The sequence below is a fragment of the Lysinibacillus pakistanensis genome, from assembly GCF_030123245.1.
Classification (GTDB): domain Bacteria; phylum Bacillota; class Bacilli; order Bacillales_A; family Planococcaceae; genus Lysinibacillus; species Lysinibacillus pakistanensis.
Genome location: NZ_CP126101.1, coordinates 1,619,183 through 1,644,866, shown reverse-complemented (window position 1 = coordinate 1,644,866; position 25,684 = coordinate 1,619,183). Strand labels below are relative to the sequence as shown.

The 25,684-nt window shown below is 34.8% G+C and carries 21 protein-coding genes; 10 read left to right on the top strand and 11 right to left on the bottom strand.

Annotation, left to right across the window (positions count from 1 at the left end; all coding sequences use genetic code 11):
* The gene (locus QNH24_RS07750; protein ID WP_283871500.1) at nt 1-546 is read left to right on the top strand and encodes a GNAT family N-acetyltransferase; all 546 of its coding nucleotides are present in this window, start codon (nt 1-3) and stop codon (nt 544-546) included.
* 123 nt (nt 547-669) lie between these two features.
* Here QNH24_RS07750 and tet read toward each other — a convergent pair whose 3' ends face one another.
* The 11 genes from tet to QNH24_RS07695 form a co-directional block, all read right to left on the bottom strand.
* Nucleotides 670-2,046: a Tet(L)/Tet(K)/Tet(45) family tetracycline efflux MFS transporter gene (tet, locus tag QNH24_RS07745; protein WP_283871499.1), complete on the bottom strand. Its 1,377-nt coding sequence runs from the start codon at nt 2,044-2,046 to the stop codon at nt 670-672.
* A 474-nt stretch (nt 2,047-2,520) separates the two neighbouring features.
* Nucleotides 2,521-3,798: an IS110 family RNA-guided transposase gene (locus QNH24_RS07740; RefSeq protein WP_283868200.1), complete on the bottom strand. Its 1,278-nt coding sequence runs from the start codon at nt 3,796-3,798 to the stop codon at nt 2,521-2,523.
* A 254-nt stretch (nt 3,799-4,052) separates the two neighbouring features.
* Nucleotides 4,053-5,612 carry a flotillin lipid rafts scaffold protein FloT gene (floT, locus tag QNH24_RS07735; protein ID WP_283871498.1) on the bottom strand — a complete coding sequence of 520 codons (1,560 nt, stop codon included), beginning with the start codon at nt 5,610-5,612 and terminating at the stop codon, nt 4,053-4,055.
* 15 nt (nt 5,613-5,627) lie between these two features.
* Complete coding sequence (locus QNH24_RS07730; RefSeq protein WP_283871497.1) at nt 5,628-6,158, bottom strand: NfeD family membrane protein; 531 nt, start codon at nt 6,156-6,158, stop codon at nt 5,628-5,630.
* A gap of 142 nt (nt 6,159-6,300) precedes the next feature.
* Nucleotides 6,301-7,080, bottom strand: coding sequence for a 3D domain-containing protein (locus tag QNH24_RS07725; RefSeq protein ID WP_283871496.1), 780 nt, complete (start codon nt 7,078-7,080; stop codon nt 6,301-6,303).
* Nucleotides 7,081-7,150: 70 nt separating this feature from the next.
* Nucleotides 7,151-7,333 carry a hypothetical protein gene (locus QNH24_RS07720; RefSeq protein WP_054771232.1) on the bottom strand — a complete coding sequence of 61 codons (183 nt, stop codon included), beginning with the start codon at nt 7,331-7,333 and terminating at the stop codon, nt 7,151-7,153.
* 41 nt (nt 7,334-7,374) lie between these two features.
* Nucleotides 7,375-7,668 carry a restriction endonuclease subunit S domain-containing protein gene (locus QNH24_RS07715; protein ID WP_283871495.1) on the bottom strand — a complete coding sequence of 98 codons (294 nt, stop codon included), beginning with the start codon at nt 7,666-7,668 and terminating at the stop codon, nt 7,375-7,377.
* A 58-nt stretch (nt 7,669-7,726) separates the two neighbouring features.
* On the bottom strand, nt 7,727-7,903 hold the full coding sequence (locus QNH24_RS07710; RefSeq protein ID WP_283871494.1) for a hypothetical protein: 177 nt from the start codon (nt 7,901-7,903) through the stop codon (nt 7,727-7,729).
* 41 nt (nt 7,904-7,944) lie between these two features.
* Nucleotides 7,945-8,406 carry a hypothetical protein gene (locus QNH24_RS07705; RefSeq protein ID WP_283871493.1) on the bottom strand — a complete coding sequence of 154 codons (462 nt, stop codon included), beginning with the start codon at nt 8,404-8,406 and terminating at the stop codon, nt 7,945-7,947.
* 163 nt (nt 8,407-8,569) lie between these two features.
* Nucleotides 8,570-9,559 (bottom strand): phage lytic cycle repressor MrpR family protein, encoded by a 990-nt coding sequence (locus QNH24_RS07700; protein ID WP_283871492.1) that lies wholly within the window; start codon nt 9,557-9,559, stop codon nt 8,570-8,572.
* A gap of 10 nt (nt 9,560-9,569) precedes the next feature.
* Nucleotides 9,570-10,886, bottom strand: coding sequence for a ParB N-terminal domain-containing protein (locus tag QNH24_RS07695; protein ID WP_283871491.1), 1,317 nt, complete (start codon nt 10,884-10,886; stop codon nt 9,570-9,572).
* A gap of 186 nt (nt 10,887-11,072) precedes the next feature.
* Here QNH24_RS07695 and QNH24_RS07690 point away from each other — a divergent pair, with 186 nt between their 5' ends.
* The 9 genes from QNH24_RS07690 to QNH24_RS07650 all read left to right on the top strand — a co-directional run bounded on the left by QNH24_RS07690 (nt 11,073) and on the right by QNH24_RS07650 (nt 25,603).
* Nucleotides 11,073-11,576 (top strand): hypothetical protein, encoded by a 504-nt coding sequence (locus QNH24_RS07690; protein ID WP_283871490.1) that lies wholly within the window; start codon nt 11,073-11,075, stop codon nt 11,574-11,576.
* 65 nt (nt 11,577-11,641) lie between these two features.
* Nucleotides 11,642-12,118, top strand: coding sequence for a hypothetical protein (locus tag QNH24_RS07685; RefSeq protein WP_283871489.1), 477 nt, complete (start codon nt 11,642-11,644; stop codon nt 12,116-12,118).
* 248 nt (nt 12,119-12,366) lie between these two features.
* Nucleotides 12,367-12,909 (top strand): hypothetical protein, encoded by a 543-nt coding sequence (locus tag QNH24_RS07680; RefSeq protein ID WP_283871488.1) that lies wholly within the window; start codon nt 12,367-12,369, stop codon nt 12,907-12,909.
* Nucleotides 12,906-13,661, top strand: a complete 756-nt coding sequence (locus QNH24_RS07675) for a hypothetical protein (protein ID WP_283871487.1) — start codon at nt 12,906-12,908, stop codon at nt 13,659-13,661. The genes QNH24_RS07680 and QNH24_RS07675 overlap by 4 nt, the downstream gene beginning before the upstream one ends.
* Nucleotides 13,662-13,697: 36 nt before the next feature.
* Nucleotides 13,698-14,696 carry a hypothetical protein gene (locus QNH24_RS07670; RefSeq protein WP_283871486.1) on the top strand — a complete coding sequence of 333 codons (999 nt, stop codon included), beginning with the start codon at nt 13,698-13,700 and terminating at the stop codon, nt 14,694-14,696.
* A 70-nt stretch (nt 14,697-14,766) separates the two neighbouring features.
* Nucleotides 14,767-15,282, top strand: coding sequence for a hypothetical protein (locus QNH24_RS07665; protein ID WP_283871485.1), 516 nt, complete (start codon nt 14,767-14,769; stop codon nt 15,280-15,282).
* Between the two features lie 162 nt (nt 15,283-15,444).
* Entirely contained in the window at nt 15,445-21,819 is a 6,375-nt protein-coding gene (locus tag QNH24_RS07660) for a peptidoglycan DD-metalloendopeptidase family protein (RefSeq protein ID WP_283871484.1), read from the top strand.
* Nucleotides 21,819-22,628: a distal tail protein Dit gene (locus QNH24_RS07655; RefSeq protein ID WP_283871483.1), complete on the top strand. Its 810-nt coding sequence runs from the start codon at nt 21,819-21,821 to the stop codon at nt 22,626-22,628. The genes QNH24_RS07660 and QNH24_RS07655 overlap by 1 nt, the downstream gene beginning before the upstream one ends.
* Nucleotides 22,616-25,603 (top strand): phage tail protein, encoded by a 2,988-nt coding sequence (locus QNH24_RS07650; RefSeq protein ID WP_283871482.1) that lies wholly within the window; start codon nt 22,616-22,618, stop codon nt 25,601-25,603. The genes QNH24_RS07655 and QNH24_RS07650 overlap by 13 nt, the downstream gene beginning before the upstream one ends.
* Nucleotides 25,604-25,684: the final 81 nt, after the last annotated feature.

Here is a 25,684-nt window from a genome sequence, read left to right as displayed (position 1 = left end):
TTGATTATCAAAATCAAACCAGATTTATACTTACGTACTATTACCCTAGAAGATGCAAATGTCGTTTTCGAATTAACGGACAATTCCCGCTCCTATTTACGTGAATGGTTACCATGGCTGGATTTCACCAAAGAAGTCGCTGATACATCAGCCTATATTGAAGGATGTATAAAGGGGCAGGAAGCACAGACCAGCCTTTCGTTTGTTATTGTTTTTCAGGATGAAATTGTTGGAATTGCAGGCTTTAATACCATCAATCCTAGTAATAAAATTGCGGCAATCGGCTATTGGCTCAGTGAAGGGGCGCAAGGACATGGAATTATGACGAATACCGTTAAGGCTTTACTACAATATGCATTTGTTGTTTTACAGCTCAATAAAGTTGAAATTCGTGCTGCTGAGGGCAATGCGAAAAGCCGCGCTATTCCTGAACGACTAGGCTTTACTATGGAAGGTACGATTCGTGCTGCAGAATGGCTTTACGATCATTATGTAAACCATGTTGTTTATGGAATGCTCGCAAGTGAATGGCAGGAGAAAAAGTAGCCACTATCCTTGAGCTTATTCTACCAGGGTAATTAATCTAAAAAACTCAAACAAGCATAACCCCGTTCTACATTTAGGACGGGGTTAAAAATACAGTTATTTAAAAATTATAGTTTGACTCTTTTATATATTTATTCTGGAACGTTTATACATATTCATAGTAACAAAATAGCTAACAACGATAATCCCTGCAAACAGCAATAGTATATTACTATACAAATAGGCAGGTGGCTCAGCATTTATAGGTAATAATTTCTGATTTAGCAATCGTACCGATAATAATCCACCTACAATTGCAATGCCTATTCCTTCTGATAAAAAGCTTGTGAAATTAAGCAAACTCATACCAGCGCCAACTTCCTTTTGTTCCAAACTGCTTGCAACAATGGTTGATATAACTGTTTTCGTAAAAGAAAGCCCCCCAAAAACAAAAATAACTATGATTGTTATAAGCAGTGGTGTCGTTTCTATATAAAGGGCAGCTACTATAAAGCTGATAGCAAGAAATGCACTTCCGGTAGTTAACACAAATAAAGAACCACTTTTATCTACAAGCACTCCCCCTAAATAACCGAAAACAATTACACTCATTGCCCCTGGAAAAATAATTCCACTTCCAATTGCAACAGTACTTAAATGATACACGTCTTTCATCATATAAGGAACCATTGAAATAAACCCTGCTACAGTTCCAAATATAAGTCCTCCACAAACAATTCCAATCATAAATGAGATATTTCTCCCTAGCGCAGGATCAACAAAAGGATTAGAAACTCTCCTAATATTTTGAACAAATAGTAGGAAAAAGATTAAGCTAACGATTAAAAAGGAAATTTTATAAAATGTCGTAAACATCATAAAAAATACAATCCCCAAGGACATAAATAGTATGCCTACATTATCCAAAGAGGCTTTTATTACCTCTTCCTGTTTTAATAATTGTGCAAGGAATGGGGCAGAGATAATTGTCACAATTGGCAAAAGCAGTATATAAGACCAATGGATATATTCAGCAATTGCTCCACCAATAAATGGCCCTACACCTTCTCCCATAGCTACAATGGACCCAATAAGACCAAATGCCTTTCCCCTATTTCCCTTTGGAATATAGCGGGCAACAACAACCATTACAAGTGCTGGAAATGCAGCAGCACCGGTTCCTTGTATTAGCCTAGCCAAAATAAGTACCGGAAATAGAGAATGTCCGACAAACCCGATAACTGATCCAATACAGTTTACTATAATCCCAAATAGTAGTAGCTTTTTAAGGCCAAGCTGATCCGATAGTTTTCCATATACCGCTGTACCTATGGAAAAAGTCAATATAAACGCTGTATTTATCCAGTTAATACTTGCTGGTTCCTTATGAAAATCTCTAGCAATATCCGGTAATGAAACATTCAAAACCATTTCATTTAAAACACTGAAAAAAGAAAGAACACAGAGCCATAATAAAATTTGTTTATGATGCAAATTTATCTGTGAATGAGATGTATTCACATTTTACCCTCCATTAATGAGGGTAGACGTAGTTTATAGGGTTATTGATACGCTTTCCCTCTCTAAATATACCCAATTATCTTTATTCCACTTCATATAAATCCCTCCCTCTATAAATGTTGATATATCAACGGTTTGACCCATTTTTAATGTGGTGAAAATATTTTTTCACCACATAGTACATATAGTTTTTTCTAGTTTTTCAATTCATTGTAATTTGGTGAGTATGCTTCGCTAAAGCTAATTGGATAAAATTAACTTTCAATTCCACTATGTGATGCACTAATGGATCTCTGCGATGCTTATGACGACTTACCCTCCCATGTCTCTTGGCGTCTAGCGCATACATTCCTTCGTTCGGTCTATTCATAAGGCAGAGGCTGGCGATGCTCCTCAAGGGACTCGTAGTCTTATGGTGAAAATAATGCCGGCTTCTCTGTGTCATCCTTCTGTTAGAGGTCGAGTTCCGATTGCTTAGGCTGCCTCTCCGAGACAATAAAGGTCCTTCATCATTTGGCTCACATCAAAATGTACTTTCTTCTTGCACAAGGTGTGTAAAATCTTCAGTAACTTTCCACAGAGCACGACAATCGATTGTTTCTTTCGAAGTGGATTGATGGTGCGTGTAGTGTAATAATCATGTAATTGCTTAAAGGCCTCATTATGACGAATTAACGGTATCATGACACGGAATAAAAGAGCTCGAAGTTTTCTTCTACCACGCTTAGAAATCCGTTTTTGTCCTTTATGCTGTCCAGAAGAGTTTTCACGTAATGTGAGTCCCGCTAGCTTCATTAATTGGCGTGGATGCTCATATTGTGTGAGAGAACCGACTTCTGAAAGCAACTCAACAATCGTTACGTCTCCGATACCAGGTACTGATGCTAAATACGCATAGTCCGTCATTTGTTTTGCCAGTTCTATCAGCTGGGCTGTTAATTCATCAAGCTGAGCTTGCATCAATTGATACTGGGAAAGTAGTGTAGCGATTTCAATGCGTGCCATCACTAAGCCTTCTGTCAGTCCAATCGAGCTTTGTGCCACCTCGACTAATTGTTTTGCCTTTGGTAGCTGTGGACTTTTCATTCCATCTACTTGGCGGTATAAAAATAATAATTCTTCTGGCGTTTTCCCTTGAATGTCCATCGGCAGTGGTGTCTTTTCAAGCGCCGCATATGCCATTTTCCCGAAGTTTTTAAATACCTGTGTAAACTCAGGAAAAAAGCGATCTAACCAACGAATCATTCGATTTTGAAGGGCATTTACATCTTCTTGGATTTTGGCACGCAAGGTTGTACCATTACGCAATTCAGCTTCCACGCCTTCTAGAATACGTGGATAACTAAACCGTCCATCTCGCATTAAACGTGCAATGACGAGCGCATCCTTTTGGTCATTCTTTGTTTGAAGATTGTCATCCAGCTCTTTGGAACGATTGACATGATGAGGATTCACCATGATAAACGGAATTCCATGGGCACAAAGATAGGCAGCTAGATTCATCCAGTAATGACCGGTAGGTTCAAAACCAACTAACACATCGCTTTTTTCATGCGTAGCACGTAAAGCCATTATTCTTTCATAAAAAGTATCGAAACCTTCTCTTGTTTGCGAGAAAGGGAACGATTTTTGGAGCACGCGTCCTCTTTCATCAACCGCGCATGCATAATGTGTACGCTTGGCAATATCGATACCGATGACGAGTGTTTTTTCAGAGACTTGATTAATCTTTTGGTTCGTATTAGAATTCATAATTGGAGTCCTCCTATGTGATGATGAGTCAATTTCCCGTTGACACTCATGCATCATACAAGAGGGCTTTTTCTTTTTCAAGCCCCTGAAAATCCTTCTAACAGGAATGCTCCTAAATATAATTCGTATATTTTACCATATATGTTACAATTTTTAACCCAGATTTCTTGCGTAAATGACTTACTTTTTTAAACCTACTTTATCACTTTACAATAAAGACCTGGTGACTATAGTCATCAGGTCTCAATTTCTCATTATTGCTCGACGGTTTCCTTCTCTTCTTCTTGCTCAGGTATAATAGGTGCCTGTTTTTTCTCTAAGCCAGCTGCAATTTGCTCTAGCTCTGGACGTAATGTATGCTTACCTGCATAGCTTTCAATAAGCTCCTTAACGTCAATCCCTGATGTTTCCTTTAAGGATTCTTGTAATGTGGACATAAGGTTTGTTGCATAGGCAGTTACTTTGTTAGCGCCACCGCCGCCTTCTCCACCACCAGTATCGACAACCGTAATCTTATCAATATTGCCAAGAGGACTTGCAAGTTCCTTCGCATATTCTGGCATCATGCGTACAATCATATCTAAGACTGCCGCTTGACCATAGTATTCAAAGGCCTCAGCAATTTTGCGTTTTGCCTCAGCTTCTGCAAGACCACGCAGACGAATAATTTCCGCATCCGTTTCCCCTTTTGCACGCTCTGCATCCGCTTTTGCAAGACCGTCCAGACGTATTTTCTCCGCCTCGGCTTGCGCTAATGATTCTATTCGGTATTTCTCTGCATCAGCCTGTGCAAGCTCACGCATTTTTTCGGCAGCTGCGTTTTGCTCAACAGCATAACGATCCGCATCAGCCTTTTTCTTCACTTCTGAATCGTATTGCTTTTCACGACGTAAAATCTCTTTTTCCTCTAATTCAATTTGCTTTTGTCGTTCAATAATGCGAATTTGCATTTCCTGCTCTGTTACTTCCTGCTTTGCACGTGCCGTCTCTAGCTCGTACGCTTGGTCCGCGCGGGCTTTTGCGATATCCTGCTCACGACGGAACTCAGCTACTTTTAATTGATTTTCTTTTTCCGCTTCAGCAATTTCTGTGGCACGCTCAAGCTCTGCCTTTTGTGCTTCTTTCGATGCCTCGGCACGCTTAATACGTGTCTCTTTTTCTGCATCTGCAGTCGCAATATCTGCATCACGCTTAACCTGGGCAATACGAGGCTTACCAAGCGATTCCAAATAACCATTTTTATCACGTACATCCTTAATCGTAAAGGAGACGATTGTCAGACCCATCTTTGCTAAGTCTTGGGATGCAACACGTTGTACCTCCTGAGAAAATTTATCACGATTTTTATAAATCTCCTCCACGGTCATTGAACCTAAAATGGAGCGTAAATGCCCTTCTAATACCTCACGTGCTTCATTTTCACGCTCATCTTTTTGCTTTCCTAAAAATTGCTCTGCTGCAGTTGCAATTTCAGAAATGGACCCACCGATTTTAATAATGGCAGTTCCATCAGCCATCACGGGGACTCCCTGTTCCGTATATACTTCAGGTGTAGTTACATCTAGCTTACTAGATAATAAGCTTAATGGCTGTGCTTGCTGGAAAATCGGAAATACAAATGTACCGCCACCACGAATTATTTTAATACGATTTCCTGACTCATCCTTATGTACATTTTTTGAGCCAAGATAGCTACCTGTTACAATCAGTGCTTCATCAGGACCCGCTGTTCGATACTTTGTCACATACAGTGCCACAAGTGCAATTAAAATAAAAGCTACAATACCTATCACAATTAAAATTTCCATGGACATAAAAATATCTCTCCTTTAGACAAATTTCTTCTCATAGGATCTCACAAAAAGTGTGCCTTCCTTGACCTCTACAACAAGTACCGTTGTATCATAGTCAATTGCTTCATTGTCATAGCCAGTTGCTCGCTTAGAAATCATGCCACTTGCTGTTTCAATGACAACCTCACCAAAGCCGTCGCTTGGAATTGGGACAATAACCTTCCCAAGCTGACCACCAAGCGATTCTTCTGTATAGGCTAACGAAACATCCGCTGATCTGAGCGGAACTAGAACGAATAAATAAAATAGTGCACTTAAAATAGCTCCGATGATAGCAGCCGCAAAAATATTCCAAACGCTAGGGAAAAAGGCTAACTTTTCTAAAATAAATCCTGCTGCTGACATCAACGTAATGAAAGATAGAATGACACTTGGATTAAAAATGGGTAGACCCTCACCGATGCCCTCAACAGCATCACCAAAAAACATAAATAATAGCGTTGCAAGGCCTGCGAAGATTAATACCACTAAAAAAATTTGCTCGAGTGAATAGCCAAATAGCGTCAAGTTGTTCACCCCTTTTCATTGTATTACCTACTATACGGATGCACGCTTTCAAAAGTTTCATAATTTTTCTCATTTTTCTAATAAAAGAAAAGGAGCATAAAAATATTATGCTCCTCATGATATGTATTAAATGTATGTTCTATTAGTTTATTATGCGTAATTGCACGTCATGTCTGCCATATTGAACAGAAATCTCTTCAGATTCCACGAGTATATCAAGTCGATGCCCTTTGATTGCACCACCTTTATCAGCAGCAATGGCCTTAAAGTTTTCATTAGGTGTTTTAATTTCAACAATCGTTCCTAATGGGATAATGGTAGGGTCCACAGCGACAATTCGTAGCTCCTTAAAATAGATGGTCCTCTGTACATTAATCCCTGTAGCAGTAATGCCGCTACATCCCCTACAATCTCTACCATAATAAGTAGCGTGAAATTTTAACCATTTATGCTCTTGTAAACTACTATTTTTTGGCTTTAGCCGCTCTTTTCGAAATTCCTGTTCCTGCATTATTCGATTTTGCTCTAGTTGCCTTTGATGATTTTCCTGTCTGATCCTTTCAGCTTCCCTTTGAATCATTTTAAATGCATGCCCATGATTGCTTTTTGGTATATTTTGAAGAATCGTTTCCAAATCTAATTTCTTATTAATTTCGCCTTGGCATAATTGCGTCCGGATTTTGAATTGTGCTTGCACAATTCCTTCCTTTGAAAATCCGTGACATCCGCCGAAGGCTTTATCTTCATTCAGTAGGCGTTTGGACACCCACTGAAAAGGAACCAAAACAGCATTCATCTCACCACCAAGGTGGGAATCTTCTTCTGAATGAAGATAAACGATATCTTCTCCCGTTCGTTCTAACAAAAAAAATGATAGGAGTAAGCTAAAGAATACTATCAAAACAACTTTATATTCATTCATAAGTTAACTCCAACTATATTTTTAATTATTGAATATGTATTTTTCATATTTACTAAGTATGTATAATTCCTCAAATCTCTAGTGCATTCATTTTCTCTAAAAATGACTCAATAATTCTTATCGCTTCCCACTCCAGATAATCCATTTCCTTTGCAATCGTTAAATTCAAATCCCCCATCTCCTTATAAGCTAATGCCATCGCAAGACAATCAACCTTGAAACCCTTTGTATGTTCATTCTTTACAGTACTCATTTAACTCATTCCCTTCATTAAATGATGCATAGTATGATAAACTATGTTGTTTTTTTATTGATTGCTAACAAAAGGTCATCTAGCTGCCTTAGCTTTGATTCACTATCTGACTCAGTAGCTAATAGTACTTGATCACGCTTCGATTGTAATTCCATAAATGTTAATTCAATTAATCTAATAGAATCCATCAATTCCAATTGAAGCTTTTTACACTTATTGATACATTCCTTTACATTTGTTTCATTTTCGAATACTTTTCCTTGATTGATCATACTAAAAACTTCCCCAAAATCTTTCATTACCTGTTTCATCTCCGTTAAAATTATTTTCTCCATATTTATCTCTCCTTTGTATTTTTTAATTAATTTATCTAAATAGTTTTAGCAAAAGGCTCTATGCGTAGTTATGAATTATTTTTTGAATGACTTTTTCCTTATAGTTTGTCGATGTACAATTTTTCATCTTACTGATGGAAACAATTGCAAGTGCTTCTGCCTCTAACATGCTAATTCTTCCCCTCGATTGCTCGACAATCTCAGATGCTAATTCTTTCATTAAATACTTGTCCAAGCGTAACACCTCATTTTTTAGATTTCTCCCAAAGTTTCACTCTATAACCTTTCGAGAATTTTATAGGCAGGGTAGTGATTATCTAAATATTCTTTAAGACTTCTCAAAGATGTGATCGTTTTATCAATAATAGATTTTCGTTGTATTCCATTGTATAAATAAATAATATTTTGAAATTCGACAACATAATAAATATTTTCCTGATCTGCATCTAATTGTACTAAGCTGTCAAACTGGATTTCCCAATTGGGTGACTTTTTATAAATAAATTTTCTATCCCCTATCTCCTTTATTATTTGATCCTCCTCCTCCGTCTGTTTATCCATAAGTATTAAACTAGTTACTGAACTATCCATACATTGGCATTCGAGAGCATGTCCTCCTTCATCATTTAAAATCACATTCGTTATACCGCCGTAGAAATCTCTCATTAGCTCTTCGGAGATATCTCGATCATTGTAAAGCACTAATTCTATTACTGCCGTTGTTTCTCTTACATTCATTTACATCCCCCTTTAAAATTGTGCGGACCGACTCCATACAAAATTAGCTTGTTTTCATTCTATCACGAACACCTGTTCGTTTTCAAGTTTATTTTTAGAGAATATTTACAATTATTTAGAATGGATATTCTATGAAAATAAAAAAAACTGGTATTAACCAGTTCTAAACGTCCATTATTATCTGTCCATAATTTGTATTTATAAAATCTAGGTCTATTTTTTGCCGAAGTATAGAAAAACTAACATACTGGTTATTTTTATCCACATACCCAGTATCATATTTACTTGCAACCTTCTCTAATATTTCTTTATTGACAACTTTCACCTCATTCTGGCGGACCAATTCCCAAATATACCACATCATCCCTGATGCCTGAATTGTACTTGCAATTAAATTATGATTATCAAAAATTACTTTCGCTAAATCCAATGCTCTATTGCCAAAGGATGCCCTTAATTGGATATCCTCACTCTTTGCATTTGCCTTCTTAAAAATGTAGGTACTATCGGAAAAATATTTTTGTCCCTGTTTTGGCTTCTTACTTGTAGAGGAAATCTTATCTAATTTTTCTAGCCTCCAATAGAGCTCATCGGAAATTTCAATAACCCTTCTATAGCCCTTATTATTCGTCAGCTTTGCCAAGTATACCCCATTGCTATTTTCTAAATCAGCCATTTTTAAATTTAAGATTTCGCTATAGCCTTCCCCCTTAATTCCCTCAAATAAACAGAGAAGAAATACAGCATGTCTTTGGTCATCAAACAGGTTCATATAGCTAAACAATTGCTCTCTAGTATAGCGAATAATGGCTGCTTTATAGACAAATGTACTGCAATATTCCATAGTAATGCTGGTAGGAAGCCGTTGTGAACGATTATTCGTATAGCCATTGGCAATTGCCCATTCTATATATCTGATGATAAAACCAATTGATGCACTTAAAGATTGTGGATTAGGCGATTTCAAGCTGTAAAATAACTCTTCAAGTTCTACCTTATTCATATCAAATATATCTTTATTTTTTTGATTTTCGAGTACGGTTGCTTTATTAAATAATGATAAATAAGTAGTTAAACTATTTTCTTGGATATCTAATGAAGTTAAATACCATTCTTTAATATCTTTATTAAAAACATTATCTTTAAGGATCATTTTTTACACCTCATTCTTTTAGTAAATGTTGAAATACTGTTTGAATTTTAGTTCTGCTACGCGCACTCATGCTGCCATATTTAAGAATTCCAATTTCCTCCCATAATGGATTATCTGTTGAAAAGTCGATTTTATTGAGGTATTGACGTAAATTATCAAACGGAATTGTATGCTCAAACATTCTTGCCGCTAATTCAATATGACCTATAAACATTCTACTTTTAAACATTAAAGAGTTTTTATCTGATAAATTTGATTTATAATAGGCGAAAAGATACATCATATAATCATTTATCACCTTCGCAACCTCGATGACTTCTAGACGATTCTCTAGTTGGAAGCTATGATCGATGGCATCCGACAATTCCGAGAAAGTAACAACTTCTCCATATGAATATTTAACATTTGAATTGGAGGTAATTCTTCCCTTTAATTCACCATCCGCTTTTAATTCAATCACAACCTCATCAGCTAGTTTATCTTTTGCTAGCTCCCGTAATCTCGGTTTAGGTATTGGATTGGCTTTTGCCATATCGACCTGAACTCTTTTACATTGTGCCTCCGTCATATTCGAAAAAATTACGATCATATTCCCTTCTAAATCAACCTTCTTCATATAGGCATTATAGATAGAGAATGTTCGATGCGCACCATCTAAAACATCTATTTGTGTGCCCTCTAATAATGTGAGCGATTTTTCTCTTTCATCATAAATTAATTCAACTCCATCTTCCCCGGTACCAACTTTGGCATTATAGCGTAGTGTAGAAGTTATTAAATCACCATCTAAGGTTTGCTTTTCAATTTCGCGCAAAGATTTAGGATTTAAATTCATAACCTCTATTATTTCGTTTTTAACTCTCTTCTTTTTTGCCTGTCGCTGAATATTAGGATTATACATGGTAATCCCACTCATCCACAGCTTACCGATGATTGAATTAGGGACGATTGCTGCATATTCATTGTGCCCTGTTTTTATAACGTTCTCGAAAGTATAAGGTAAAGTGATAATTTCTTCGTAAGGTGATTCTTTTATGTACAATCTCAGCTCTTTAATTTCTGAAGGATTGAGCCATTCTTTGATCCAGTCTTGGTCACTATCTGCAAACTTTAAATGAAGCTGTTCACCAAGCAATAATAATTCCTGTAGCTGTGCCTCTATTAGTTTATTGTGATCATTTATCAGTTCAATAATATTGCCTAAGCTTATGTTATATTTATTAAGCTGTATGGCAATCTCATCTAAAATCCCATTATGCTGCACTAACAGAGGAATTCTAGCTTTTATTTGTTCAACTAATAATTCTTTCGTTTTGCCAACTCTCACCTCTACACGCTCCCTTATTTTTGACTATAGTCAATAGTAGCATAATCAATTTTAATTTGTAAATTTTTAAATTATTTCATTTAAATTAATTCTCAAAATTTAATAGATAAATTAATTTAAAATATTGATTTATTTTTAAATTGAATTATAATAGGCTAAAGTATAAAAATAAAGGGGGATGTAGTAATGACGTATCAAACTTATAAGGATACAAAGTATAGACAACTTGTGTTATCAGATGTAATCGTTATTAAAGAACTATTAACTTTTAGAGGCTCTATTGATGATACCAGCTTAAATCAAGGGGCATGTGCGACCAATTCATTGAAATTAAACACAGAAGTTATTAGCCTATTTGCCGATTTAGATGAATTAATTAAAAAATGCTTAAATAAAGAACAAATTAAATTACTTCATTATATTGCTAAAGACTATTCCTACTATACTATAGGTAAAATTTTAGGAATACCTGTTAAAACAGTAGGAAGTAAATTTAACACGATTTGTTTACGAATAAAACAAGAAAACGATCGACAATGGCGCAAAGCTACCTATATCAACAAGTTGCATTTAAAAACAAAAAGCTGTAGTAAATGTAAAGATATCCTCCCTGCGACAGATGAATTTTTTAGTGTCAATAGCAGCAGTAAAGATCTTCTCCATTCACAATGCAAAAAATGTAAAAAATAGACCTGGGCGAAAAAGGTGGATTTTACCCTGCACTAGCCAACCTAATAGGTAGAAGGAGAAATAATATGAAATTACAATTACCTAGTTTAATCATTGAATTGCGCATGGAGCTTCCTATTGAAGACAGAGTTCAATACATACAAACGCTTTTAGAAAAAGAAAAAGTCGTTTACCGAGGCAAAGAGATCACATTAGATGACTATTTCAGCATAACTGCTCAAACCTATCATACTACTATTATTTTAGACATGCTTGCCTATTACATAACAAAAGGATATTTTACTAGGGATGAACTTTTACTAGAACAAGAAAATTTAGCGTATATAAAAGAAGCAAAAAAGCGTCATAAAAGAAGCAGGCAAATTATGCAACTATTAAGAAATCATAATACGCCACATCGTTTACAGGATAATTACGTGCTTTCTCATCACAAGCTGAAAGAGATGGCAAAAGGCTCTAGCAGACATAACACATTTTCAGGTATCTCCTATTTTGAAGCAATTAGCTTTGGGATTGAAGATGTGGAAGAGGATTTTATCTAATAAATGAATTAATACAAAATATGAAATTTTCTAATCGGGCTGTATAGTTTACAGCCCTATAATGAAGGTTTCATATAATATAGAGGATCAATAAGAAGTAGATCTCATTTGACTAACTTCTATTAATACATGAAAGAAGGTGATGCCGATTGTATGTTTAAATTAATGTAAAAAAAAACATATTCTATTGTTATTTTCTATATTGAAACCTTCGAAAATAGCACTCTTCTTTAGGAGGATAAAGGAGAATGAAAATTGTAAAAACAATAAATGAATTTTATCACTTATTAGTAAATGATGAGAAGCTCCTCCGTTTACTATACTACATGCCCAAAGATACAGAGGATGATCCTCTCGATCCTTTAAAAATGAATGTCTCACAGTTACCTGAGAAAGATCATATTCTTCAAAATGTACTAGTTATCGGTGATAAAACAAATGATTTAGCGTTGGAAACCAATACTTGTAGAATTTGTTTCTACACAGGTTCACGTATACCTCAAAAAAATTATCTGAAAAGCATCAATCAATTTACGGATAATCCATATTCAAGCACCCAGCAATATATCTTTGATATTTATACCCCTGCTTCTGCCAACAATATTGATTTTCGACTAGATTGGCTTGGTGAAGTACTAAATGAGGTATTGTTTCAGGAGGACATTGAGGAATTTGGGGATTTAAGATTCCATAGCGGACTCCCAATAACAACTGTTCCAAATGGTTTTGTTGGTTATCGTTGGACCTACATCATGCCTTCTGGCCAACAGCCTATGGGATTTAAATCATGAATATGGTCACAAAAAAGGCGTTTGGCAAACCAATTACATATAAAGGGTTATCCATCTACCCTGTAAAAATGAAGGATGCAGATGAATTTTATGAGGCTGTACAGTGCTTACTTTTACCTAAAAACGACTTTCAGCAGCCAGAAATTGTAAGAATGTCTTACTTATTGTTTTTGCTTACGATGGCGCAGAACGAGGATGGCTATATCTTACTTGAAAAATTAATTGCCTTATATCGTCTAGTCTTTAAAACTGAGGACATACAAATTTCAATCAATGAAAAAGGTATGGTCTTGATAACAGTCAATGGCATTTCATTGCATGAACGTGATTTTGATAAGATTAAAACTTTAATTAGTGAACAAAATCTAATTGATTTAGAGGATGAATTTATCGATCCAGATACAAAAAAGGCCATTCAAGAAGCACGGGCATTTATGGCAAAAAGAAAAACAAAGCAGGCCGACTTAGAGCAGCAAATAATAGCTTACCATTGTAAATCTGGACTTCCCTACCATGAAATTGAACAATTAACGCTTTACCAGTTCCATAAAGGATTAATTCGAATGGACTATATGGTAAGCAGTGATGCCATTCTCAACGCTCGATACTCGGGCATGGTTGAATTTAAAAATGAGCATGAGCTTCCTCATTGGCTAAGTCATATCGAGGAGCCAAAGAAAAATGAGGATGTTATTATCACAAAATCAGCATTTGATCAACAAATGAAAAAACTGGGGCTTGCCTCTAGTTAAAATAAAAAACAATTACAAAAAGGACGGTAATCTTTTATGACACAACAAAATCAATTTTTAACTTCAGTAGCAAATGTTCGTTTATTCGATCGCTTAACAGATGAATTAATTTTAAATGGTAAAACATTACTAAATTCATCCATGACACAGGCTATTCAAACTCAGGCCATCCATGCTGGAAAAGGCTCTAAAAAGGTATATGAACTGAACTATCAAAAGGAACTAACATTCTCTATTGAAGATGCTGCTTTCGATACAGCATATATCGCCTTACAAAACGGTACAGAAATCAACCATCAACTAGCTGAGTACTACACTGACGAAATTATTTTACTTGATGCCAATGGTAAAGGAACGCTTGCCGAAACACCTATTGGTCAGGTTCATGTTGAGCAGCTTAACGGCACATTCACACAATATGCGCCTGCTGGCAAAGAGATTACGGTTCCTACACTAGCAGGTAAGGAAGTACAGGTGGTCTATGCTGTTCAGGAGATGATGGATACAATTGAAATCTCTGCTGATTCCTTCCCTAAGGCTGTACGTATGGAATTAAATGTAGATATCCGTTCGAATAATGGTAAAACAGGTGAAGTTATTATTGAAGTGCCAAACTTCAAGCCGAATGGTGCCGTTGAAATTTCAATGACACATGAGGGTGTAGCATCTTCTTCTCTAGCAGGTAGCTCACTAGCAGATAAAAAAGGAAACTATGCATATATTAAGCTTCGAAATTTATCTGAGGAAAAAGTACAATTTACTGCTCTAGCTGCAAATCCATCACGTCTAGTTCTAGATTCTACTGTTGTCGGTGATTCTCAACGTATTTCAGTATTAGGTATTCGTGGTGCAGGCTATAGCAATGTACTTTTACAAAATAGTGATTTAACGTGGACATCAAAAGCCCCAGCAATTGCAAGTGTTAATGCAGATGGTGTCGTAACGTTAGGTGCCTCCGCAAAAGCAAATGATCAAACAATGATCGAAGTAACCGATGGAACTTTCGTTGAAACTATTGCTGTAGATGTTATTTAAATAAATTAATTTAAAACGGGTAGAGATTAAATTCTCTACCCTTTCTATTGAACATAAAAGGAGCTTAAAAATGACAAAACGTGAAACAAAATTAACGTTAGCGGATATTCAAAAAAGTGCTGATGCCATAAATAAGAAGCAAAAGTTTTATATCGATAAAGAACAAGGAAAGTTCATCTATTACTATCCAAAGTTTAGTAAACGTAAAATCACGATATTGATCAATGATTTAGCGAATTCGCTGGAATATGCTCAGCAACACAAGCTGGAATACTTTGAAAATGATTATGAGTTAAATAATTATATCTTCTTTTTAATCATTAAGCATTTTACAGATTTACAAAGTGAATTAAAGGATAAACCCATTGAAACGCATTTTGCCACAATGAATTATCTCGTGGATATTGGCTGGTACGACATATTTTTAACAAAAATGTTCACCATGCAGGAAATCTCCAATGCATTAGAGGAAATTAATAAACGATTGCACTTAAGTATTAAATTTTTAGAAATGGAAAAAGAGTACTTCAATATTTTACAAGCAACTGCTGCTAAGGACACCGAAGGAACTTCTGATGATTTTTAGCCTCTGCCCATAAATAGTTAAAATTTTGAACTACTCCCCTACCTTCTTTGGGTGGGTATTTGAATATTTTAGGATATTTACTGTTTTATACAACAATAAAGAAAGATGAATCGATCACTGCCTTGTATTGATCGATTATCTAAAATTAGGAGGGAAAATCGATTGAGTACTGGTGGTGGACAAACAAAACCAATAGAGCTATTAGCTGCTCTAGGTATCAATGACGATATTTCAAGAAAAAATATACAGACCTACATCAAAAGATTAAAAAACATACCTGCTATTAAAATGAGCTTAGATGTCAAAGGACCCAACACTCAAATATTAATAGAGTTTGAAAAACAATTACAAGCCTTGGAGCAACAACTACAGAGCGTTAACCAAAAATATCAAGAAATCGGAAGTGGCTCAACCCCTTCCCTCTCATTTTTCGACGAATTGAAGAAGCAGATCACCCACTCTGTGAAATCAATTAACACACTATCTCAAGCATTTGGTGATGCCAACATCAATGTCAGCAAATTTTACAAGCAGCTAGCAAAAACCCCGGCTGGTGACCTACGAACATTAGAAAATATTGTATCTAAACTAAAAACTGAAGTAGAAACTATCAGCTTTAATCATATTCAATTCGGAGGCATTCAAGAAACACTTGCAAATCTACAATCTTTAGAATCCAATTTATATACGATTTATGAATTAAATAAGGCCTATGCAGATACAGCCGATTTCGAGCAACTAACTTCCCAGATAACAGATTTAAACACCCAGCTATCCAATATTCAGCTTGGTGAAGGCTTAAACATAGCAGGATTATCAGACATCCCACAACAACTAGAAAAGATTAACCAAGGTATCGAGGCCTTTGGAAAAAATACAGCCGCTGCAGCTCAAAGTGCTACTTTTTCAATATCTACTATAACGAGTTGGATGGGTCAAGCATCCACCTTTAAAACATTTGCAGAGGATATTGCAGGTATAGAATTACCCAAAAAGGCAATTAGAGGATTTAATATAGCTGGAATTGTCTTAGGTTTTAGTGAGTTTGCAATAGGTGAATTTTCGAAACATAAAGAAAAAGCAAAACAAAAGCTTGAGGAATTAAAGACTGAAGAACATGAAATATTGAACGCCTATACATCAAACGCAAAAGAAATCGATGGCATAGTAAATAAATATGCACAATTAGAGAAATCTATGGCGTTAGGAAATGCTGATCCTACTGTCCTTGCCGAATATCAGGATATTTCTAATCAACTTGGTGAACTCTTACCTAATATTGTTGCCCATGAAGATGAATATGGTAATAAAATAATTGGTTCTTCTGAAGCTCTAAAAGTAAAAATCGAACTTTTGAAAGAGCAACAGGCTTTAGAAGCACAAATGGCTGAACAAGAAGCAAAAGAAAAACGTGATGAAAATATTGATACACGTAAAGGAGCTATTTCTGATCTTAAAGACAAGCAAAAAACTATAGCCCAAAATGCAGCTATAATCTTAGACTCCAATATGGCTTCTAACATCCTAAATAATGAAAAATTTTCGGATGATAATGGTAAACCATTACTTAAAACGGCAGCAGATTTTGAAAAAAAATTAAACGAAATAAAAAAGCTACAATCCATTGCTGAAAAAAGCGGCGATAATGACTTAGTTAACTACTATCAGCAACTAAGCAACGATGTTAATCACTTTATGGAGGAAATAGCTGATAATGAAGCTAAACTAAATCAAAAAATTTCAGCTCAAAAATCTGACTATATTTCCAATCTTGCTTATATTATTAATGAAAATGATAAATTAACAGATAGTTTAAAGAACACCGCTGAGGGTTTTGCAGCACAGTTAATTGATGTTACAGATGTAAAGGATTTAGATACATTACAAAATTCTTTAACAGCCTTATTTTCAAACGAGAACGCCTCTACATTAATAAATGATGTTATAGGTTCTTTTCAAAATATGGAGAATGCAACTACTGAAACATTTGACTCCATGGCTAGCAGTGCTAAAGATAAGCTGTCTAATGTTAGAGCTGAATTAACTGGACTAGGCTTTAGTGAAGAAGTCGTAAGTAGTATCATGAAATCACTTAATTTACATTACGACGACACGATTGCAACTCAAAAGAAACTGTCTGTGGAAATGAAAACCAATAATTTAACATTAGCTGAAGCAAAAGAAAAAATGTTTGGTTACAACAAAGAAGCAGAAAAATTTACAACAATTTATGAACAACTAGCAGGTGTATCTCAGAAAAAAGTAAATGACACTTCGGATTTATTATTCCAATATCAGATGTTAACTAATCAATTGAAGGATTATTCAGAAGAAGAGATTCGAAACCTTAGTCGAAAAGGGAATTTAACAGCTGAAGAGCAGCGTCTTGTAAACGTAATGCACACTAGGAACGGAGTAATAAACAGCTTAAATTCAAATTATCCCACTTTACTTGATAATGACGGTAAAGCTATTAAGCTAAATGAGGAAAAGATAAAAGCAATTGAAGCTGAGAACAAGGCAAATGAAACACTGTTAAATGGATATAAATTAGCTCGTGATGGAAAATTAACTGCTGATCAAGAAATGTTGCTATCCTCTACCCAAGTTACTAAATTAAAAATTCAAAATATCAAAAGACAAATTATGATGTTAGAATATTATGTTAAAGCTAATGAAATTACATCAAAAATAATTGGTCAAATGAATGGACTACTTGGAATAGGTCTAGTGGCACAACAATTAGTGGTAGAAAATAATATTAGAAACTATAAAAAAGAATTAAATGGTTTAACTATGGATTTCGATTCTAATATTGCGGAGATTGATGGCTTTACTACTTCCATAGAGTCTTCAAAAAAAGCCTCAAAATCTTCTAATACAGCTACGAAAGATTCGATCTATATAACAGACACATTTAAAAAATCTTTAGAAAACCTCAATTCCGAAATTGAAAAGCAAGTAAAAATTCAATCTACTTTCCCAAAGCATTCTGATGAATATCGAAATTCACTGCAGGCTCAGCTTAAGCTTGAAAGGGATAAATTAAATTTACTTGAAAACCAAGAAAAATCTCTTAAATCTCAAATTTCTTCCGGAAAAATCAATAAGACAGGCACTGTTTCAGGTAATACATCCACTACTACTTCTTCTACTAAACTAAATGGTTGGAGTGGTAAAATTACCAGCAATTTTGGCAACCGTATTTTAAATGGAAAGAAGGATTTTCATTTAGGTGTAGATATTGATGGCACTAAAGGACAACGATTAGATGCTCCTGTTAGTGGGACAGTAATAAAGAGTGGTTACGCAGGCAATAACAAAGAGGATTCTACATATGGCAATATTGTTATGATTAAGGATGACTCGGGTATAAAACATCTATTTGCACATATGGAAAAAACGCTCGTTAAAATTGGAGACAATGTTACAGCTGGCACACAAATTGGAACTATTGGGAATTCTGGTTTTTTTACAAAAGGTGGTGGTGACGGTTCTCATTTGCATTATGAGGTTAGAAAAAATGACAAAGCCATCAACCCTATGGATTACTTAAATAATGCAAAATCAAGCACTGTAAGGTCTACAAATTATACTGCTATTGACACATCACAGCAGGCTATTGATCAAGCTACTTCTGAATTAAATTCCCTATCAAATAATATTCTTCAACAGAAATTAACCATTACAGATTTAGAAAAAAGAGATCTTGATACAAGTTTAGACAAATTTGATCGTAAACGTTCTGTTATCGATGCTAATCTATCTCATGAAGAAGAAAAGATAAAATTAGTAGATAAATCATCTGACAGATACACTAAAACATTGGATTTGCAAACAAAGTATTTGGAGCAAAAACAAGCAGTCAATCAGCAGGAGCTAGAATTTTTAGAAAAGATAACTACTACAAAAGGTTTAAATAGTCAAACTGTAGAAGAATATTCAAATCGAATGCTAGAACTCAAAACTGAAATGCATTCTGTTAATTCAGCATTAGGTGAGATGTCTCTGGCTTATTTAGATGTATACGAAGCTCAGCGCAAAACCGAGGACTCCAAAATCGAACTTGAAAGCTCCAAGCTGAAAGAACTAGATTCTAATTCCAATGCTTACATTCAAACTCTTCAATCGATTACTTCTCATATGGAGAAGAAGCAGGCTATTAATAAAAATGAATTAAAGTATTTAGAAGCTCAAATAAAATCTAGTAAATATTCAGGAGAAATTTTAGAGCAATTAAAAGACAAATATGCTGCATTAACTGTTCAAATTCAAGATTTATCAGTTGAATTACGTCATAGGAATTATGAGATTATCATTAATCTTCAAACAAGATTCGATGAAAAAATTAAGGAAAAAGAGTTCAAACTGCAACAAAGCAAAATCATTCAGTCCATGTATGAAACTGTGAGCGATTCAATGACTGAAAACGAAGCAAAAGTTAAAGAATTAGAGCGCTCTGGTGATGTACTAAAGGAGCTAAACTCCCAGGTTTCTTTATTGAATGGATTAAGAGAAGACATTAATAACCAAATAATAATTACTCAAAATCAATTAAGAAGTGTAGAGTTGAATCCTGATGATATTAAAGCTTTAAAAGAAGATCTTCAAAATTATAATTTAGAACTAAAAAATAAGAAATCGGAAATACTTAAAACAGAAACACAAATAGAATCTAAAATTATTAAACAAAAAAAAGACTTGGCAGAAACACTCATCAAGGTCTATAAAGATTACATTCAGGAACAAAAAGATGCCGTTATTCGCCAATATGAATTAGAAACTGAAGCAGAAAATAAGCGACATGAAAATATCATGAAAAATATCGACGATGAGAGAAATAAATTTCGAGAAGCTATAGAAGAACGACTTCGATTAATTGATCGACAAGAAGCTGAACGGGATTACTCCATGGATATTGACAAATTAGAGAAAGAGAAAAATGATATTCAACGTCAAATTGCGCTCCTCTCTCTTGATGATAGTCATGAGGCAAAGTCTAAACGTAAAAAACTTGAAGAGCAACTCTTCAACATTGAAGAGGACATTCAAGAAAAACGTCATGATCGAGATATAGAACTACAGAAGCAAAGTCTAAATGATCTTCTTGAAATGAAAGACAAAGAGATTGATGGTAAATCTAAAGCTGAGGATGACTATCATAATCAAGAATTGAAACGTATAGATGACCTAAAGAGTTATTGGGAACAACATTACAATGATTTATTAAACGATGAACGAAAGTTTGCACAAATACGAGAAGATATTGTTAGTGGTAACTTCGAAAATCTCCGTTTGGAATTCGGTGGTTTCATAGACTGGCTAGAGACGACGATGCCTGAATTAGGAAACACTTTAGATGGAACTATGAAAGCAGTTGGTCTAACTATCCGCCAAAACATTATTGATACACTAAAAGAAGCTATGAACCTCATGACGCTCGTACAGAATTCTTCTATTCCTACAGGTATTTATGGTTCTTCTGCTGACAACGATTCTTCGTATCAAAATTCTAGTCAAAATAGTAAACTCACTCTTGGAGATATGCAGGTTTTACTAGGGAAATATCTAACTGATAAATTAGCACTGCAAGTTGATAATCCTATAAGAGCTGCTAATATTCGTGAAAAAGCTCATATACTAGCCTCACAAGGTCGTGAAAATGGTTCTGAAATTAAAGCTACAGATTCCTTTGATAGTATAATTAATAGCTTATCTAAGTCCGATTTAACAGCATTCAGTAAATTTTTAGAAAGCAATGCTACTGTTGTTATGACACCCGAATATCAAGAAAAGATTAAAGATTTAGCAAAACAATACTATTTAGCTGGGATGAATTATTCACCAGATGAACTTCCTCAAAATACAAATTCAACTTCACAAATTAGACATTTATCTGATGCTGACTTTAAAGTAATTATGGGGAAATATATGACAGATGTATTAGCTAGCAATGCAACTCCTGTCAGAGCTGCTAATATTCGTGAAAAAGCTCATACGATAGCAAAAGCAGGACGTAGAGAAGGCTCTTCTATTGAAACAAATTCTAGTTACAATGCTGAGATAAGTAAATTAAGTAATGAAGATTTAGTACGTTTAAGTAACTTTGTTATGAAAAATTATACTATTTTTGATAGTACAGAAATGCAAAATGAATTAAAAAATTGGGCAAAATTACTATTAGGAAATAAAGCCTCTGCTTTACATGGCGGGATGACAAAATGGAGTGGGAATGGTATTGATGGTAAAGGAGGCAAAGAAGTAATTGTTCATCCTAATGAATTAATCAACTCCCCTATTGATACAAAACGCCTATTAGATATGGCAAATATAATGGAACGAGCCGCAAACTTCTTCACACCAATGATACATACCATTAGTAATCCTACAAGCTTAATTAGTAATGTAGCTAGTATGGGGGGTGATACATATGAATTCAATTTTGATATTGGTGAAATGATCGCCAATAAAACAACGGCTAATAATTTTGCAAAAGATATTTGGAATGATTTAAGAGTTAAGAAAGGAGTGAAATAATGCTCGAAAACACTAGCTTTACTTTCAATGGGATATCCTCTGAGGATATGGGAGTAATGATGATTAATCCAAGCAGTGGACTTTACGAAGAGACATTCCTTCCTTCAAGGAATATAATTGAAACGTCTGTTTTTAAAGGAAAAAAGCGTTACTTTAAGGGAGTGGAGATTGAGCCACTCTCTTTTTCTATGGCTATTTGGATTAAAGACTGGAGAGATAGAAATAATATTCGAGCTATTGCAAGATGGTTATGGACGGATTTCTATTGCCCCCTTTGGTTTAATAATGAACCTGAGAAAATCTATTATGCAATGTTGACAGGCGAACCCAAGCTTATTCATAACGGATTGAGGGAAGGTTTTATTGAATTAACCTTTAGATGTAAAGATGCCTACCGCTACTCCCCTAAGAAAACATATGATTTTCATGTGGCTGGTGAAGAAACTTGGAATTTTTTCAATGAAGGCGATGCAACCATTCGACCTTTTTTAAAAATAACACAAATTGGAGATAAGATTCCGATTATTATTCGAAACATCACAGACAATAAGGAATTTATCATTACAAACGTTTTAGCTAATGAAATCGTTACAGTTGACTGTGAAAATGAAATGATTGTGTCCTCTCAAGAATATAATTCTCGTTATTTATATGATTTTCATAATGACTATTGGTTAGATTTTCAGGGGGAGGAAGCGAGAGAATGTAATTCTAATTATGAGATACAGTTCCAAGGGAATTATAAAATTGAATTTAGTGTTGAATACAAATACCTACAGGAAGGAGGTGAATTAACATGGGAGCTATAAGCTATACAAATACGGTAAGTGATCATACGTATCCACTATTAAAACTTTGTAAACCTGACCGTACTGTTATCTCACCCTTAAAAGAAATATATGGATTAAGTTTGACTATTCGACTAGGAGCTATTAACGAAATCAGTTTTACAATTCCTACAAAAATTGAACGACAGCATATTTTAATAGACAATCCTTTAATTGATCTAATCAAAGATCGCTATTATTTAAAAATGACCTACAACAATCAAGTAGAATACTTCCTTTTTTTAGATAAAAATAAGCAAGTAGGCAACGATGGAAATTCAATTTCTTATACAGCCTATAGTTGTGGTATTGAATTAGCAGACAAAAACATTCGTGACTATGAAGAAACCTCTAAAACTCTATCTGAATATGTAAATTTTTTCTTAGCAGAAACGGAATGGAAGTTAGACTATGTGGATGCTGCATTTAATTTGAAATATCGCTCATTTGATGTAAGTTCTGCTACTGTTTTACAATGCTTATTTGATATTGCGGAAAGGTTTAATGCATTAATTGTCTGGGATACAACGAATCGTAAGGTTAATCTTCATCAGCCTAATCATATAGGAATGAATCGCGGTGTTAGGTTAAAAGAGGGTATATTACTTGATTCCCTTTCAGTAGCAACTAAGGCCGAAGATATGGTTACACGCTTAAAAGCTTATGGTCAGGACGGCTTAGAATTTCGAACGCTCTCCCCTACTGGTTCAAACTACTTAGAAGATTTTAGTTACTTTATGTATCCTTTTGAATGTGACACTAACTACAACGTAATTAAACAATCGGATTATATGTCCAATCAATTATGTATAGCCCTGACAAAATACAAAAGAAAATTACTATCATTCCAGGGTCAATTCGATTCATTAGTAGCACAGAAGAAAACAAAACAAGATGACATTCAGCAAGAAGAACAAGAATTATCTAATTTAGAAACTCAATTAAAAACCTATTTAAATGAACGGGATGTTATCAACTATACCTATCAAGATCAAGCACCTGGTAGAGCTGATTGGTCAAATGTCATTTCCCGCATCAATGCTAAACAAAATGAAATTAATAATAAAAATTCGCAGATCGCAACTTTGAACATACAATTAATGAATATTGAGCAGCAGATGTCGGATTTAGGCCTTCAATTAAAAATGGAACATAACTTTTCCCCTGAAGAAATCACAGAATTAAATAAATACATCATTGTCAAAGAACACCACAACGATTCTATTACGGATGAAAAGGATTTATTGGAAGAGGCTAAAGAAATATTTAAAACGCTAAACGAACCACCTATTCATGTCAATGTCGGATTAGAAGGTTATTTAAGCAATCTTCATGAAACCATGTCAATGAAACAAATTGCAATTGGTGACATTATCCGAGTTCAAAATGATGAACTTCGTGTCAGGCTAACATTAAAAATTATAGAAATGCTATTTGATTTTAATAATGACTCTGTCAATTTAACAATTGCTAATGGCAAAGATGTTGTGGATGAGAATGGGAAATTAAAGAAAGTCATTTATGACATCTCCAATACATCTACCACAGTCAATATGGATAAGTACAAATGGAATCAAGGCAAAGATGCAATGGATGGTGTCACACAAATTCTTAATAGTGAATTTGATACAGCTAAAAATATCCTCCTCGGAGGTTATGCAAATTCTACTACAATCAATGAACGAGGACTATACTCCAAGGATTTACAAGATGACAAAACCTACCTTGTAATTAATAACGCCTTAATGGCCATAACTCCTGACGGTGGCAACTCTATAGCTGTGGCGATTTCTAAGCGTGGTGTACACGCAGAGGTTCTAGCAGGACGACTACTGTTGGGGAATAAACTACATATCGAAGATGAATTAGGCATAGTCACGATTTATAACGGACTTCAATCAGTTTATGATACAAATGGAAAAATTAAAGTGCATCTCGGCAGATACCCTCATCCAGACTCCCCTTCCCAATATAAATATGGGTTACGAGTATATGATGGTGCAATTGATATTCGATCATCCTCCAATGCCTATCGAGGCACTCAATTAGATGGAAGCGGCTTTAGAGCTTTTAATAACAACGGTGTACGTACCTTTAATGTCGATGCAACAACAGGTCAAGTTGAAATTATCGGTGATTTAACTATAAAGTCCTCCCCTTCCTCTTATCGAGGTGTAGTGATTACTTCTTCAGGAATTACAGGTTATAACGCTTCTGGTGGTATAACTTTTGAGCTAAACGCTAATTCAGGCAGAATGACATCTCAGGAAAACTTTCTTATTCAGACTTCTACTTCTCCAAATCGTGGGGTAAAAATGGATGACTATGGTATTCGTGGATACAATACGAATGGTACAAAAACCTTTGAAATTGATATTTATGGGAATGCAACTTTTAGTGGAACTATCACAGCTTCAAATATTTATGGAACGACAATTAATGGTGGTACTGTAAATGGAACTGCTATTAATGGTGGTACAATTACTGGAGGTACTATTTCAGGAAATACTATTACTGGTAACACAATTAACGGAGGATCTATTACAGGTACTACAATTACAGGTGGCACAATAAGTGGGTCAACTATTAATGGTACTACAATTAGTGGAACTAAAATTACTTCAGCAGATATCAATATATCAGAAGAGGCTACAATTGGAAACTGGTTGAACTTAGGTACTAGATTTAATGACCCAAATGCAAAAGGAATTAAATTTGGTGGTGTTGCAGGAGCTAGTCAAATTTCATACTTTAGAGATATGATTACCATTTCAGCCATGTCAGGTGTTAAGATACCTGAGGGTTCATTATGGATTGGAAATGAATCAGCAGTGGTTAGTAATTACAATGATATGCGCCTAGTATGGAATGGGTCACAAGGTGGTACAGGTGGAGGTCGGCTGTATGTACGTGGTTCGAATGGTGAAATTGGTTATCTTAAATTGGAAAAAGAATAAGATTGATTAAATTTCCATCTGTTAAATTGAGGAGTAAATATTTTTTACTTAACGTAATAAATATAAAAAACTAACGGAAAA

Excerpts from the sequence above, each read along its gene's own strand:
- QNH24_RS07740 (WP_283868200.1), bottom strand. The coding sequence starts at position 3,798 with ATGAATTCTAATACGAACCAAAAGATTAATCAAGTCTCTGAAAAAACA.
- floT (WP_283871498.1), bottom strand. The coding sequence starts at position 5,612 with ATGTCCATGGAAATTTTAATTGTGATAGGTATTGTAGCTTTTATTTTA.
- QNH24_RS07725 (WP_283871496.1), bottom strand. The coding sequence starts at position 7,080 with ATGAATGAATATAAAGTTGTTTTGATAGTATTCTTTAGCTTACTCCTA.
- QNH24_RS07720 (WP_054771232.1), bottom strand. The coding sequence starts at position 7,333 with ATGAGTACTGTAAAGAATGAACATACAAAGGGTTTCAAGGTTGATTGT.
- QNH24_RS07715 (WP_283871495.1), bottom strand. The coding sequence starts at position 7,668 with ATGGAGAAAATAATTTTAACGGAGATGAAACAGGTAATGAAAGATTTT.
- QNH24_RS07705 (WP_283871493.1), bottom strand. The coding sequence starts at position 8,406 with ATGAATGTAAGAGAAACAACGGCAGTAATAGAATTAGTGCTTTACAAT.
- QNH24_RS07700 (WP_283871492.1), bottom strand. The coding sequence starts at position 9,559 with ATGATCCTTAAAGATAATGTTTTTAATAAAGATATTAAAGAATGGTAT.
- QNH24_RS07690 (WP_283871490.1), top strand. The coding sequence starts at position 11,073 with ATGACGTATCAAACTTATAAGGATACAAAGTATAGACAACTTGTGTTA.
- QNH24_RS07685 (WP_283871489.1), top strand. The coding sequence starts at position 11,642 with ATGAAATTACAATTACCTAGTTTAATCATTGAATTGCGCATGGAGCTT.
- QNH24_RS07680 (WP_283871488.1), top strand. The coding sequence starts at position 12,367 with ATGAAAATTGTAAAAACAATAAATGAATTTTATCACTTATTAGTAAAT.
- QNH24_RS07675 (WP_283871487.1), top strand. The coding sequence starts at position 12,906 with ATGAATATGGTCACAAAAAAGGCGTTTGGCAAACCAATTACATATAAA.
- QNH24_RS07670 (WP_283871486.1), top strand. The coding sequence starts at position 13,698 with ATGACACAACAAAATCAATTTTTAACTTCAGTAGCAAATGTTCGTTTA.
- QNH24_RS07665 (WP_283871485.1), top strand. The coding sequence starts at position 14,767 with ATGACAAAACGTGAAACAAAATTAACGTTAGCGGATATTCAAAAAAGT.
- QNH24_RS07655 (WP_283871483.1), top strand. The coding sequence starts at position 21,819 with ATGCTCGAAAACACTAGCTTTACTTTCAATGGGATATCCTCTGAGGAT.
- QNH24_RS07650 (WP_283871482.1), top strand. The coding sequence starts at position 22,616 with ATGGGAGCTATAAGCTATACAAATACGGTAAGTGATCATACGTATCCA.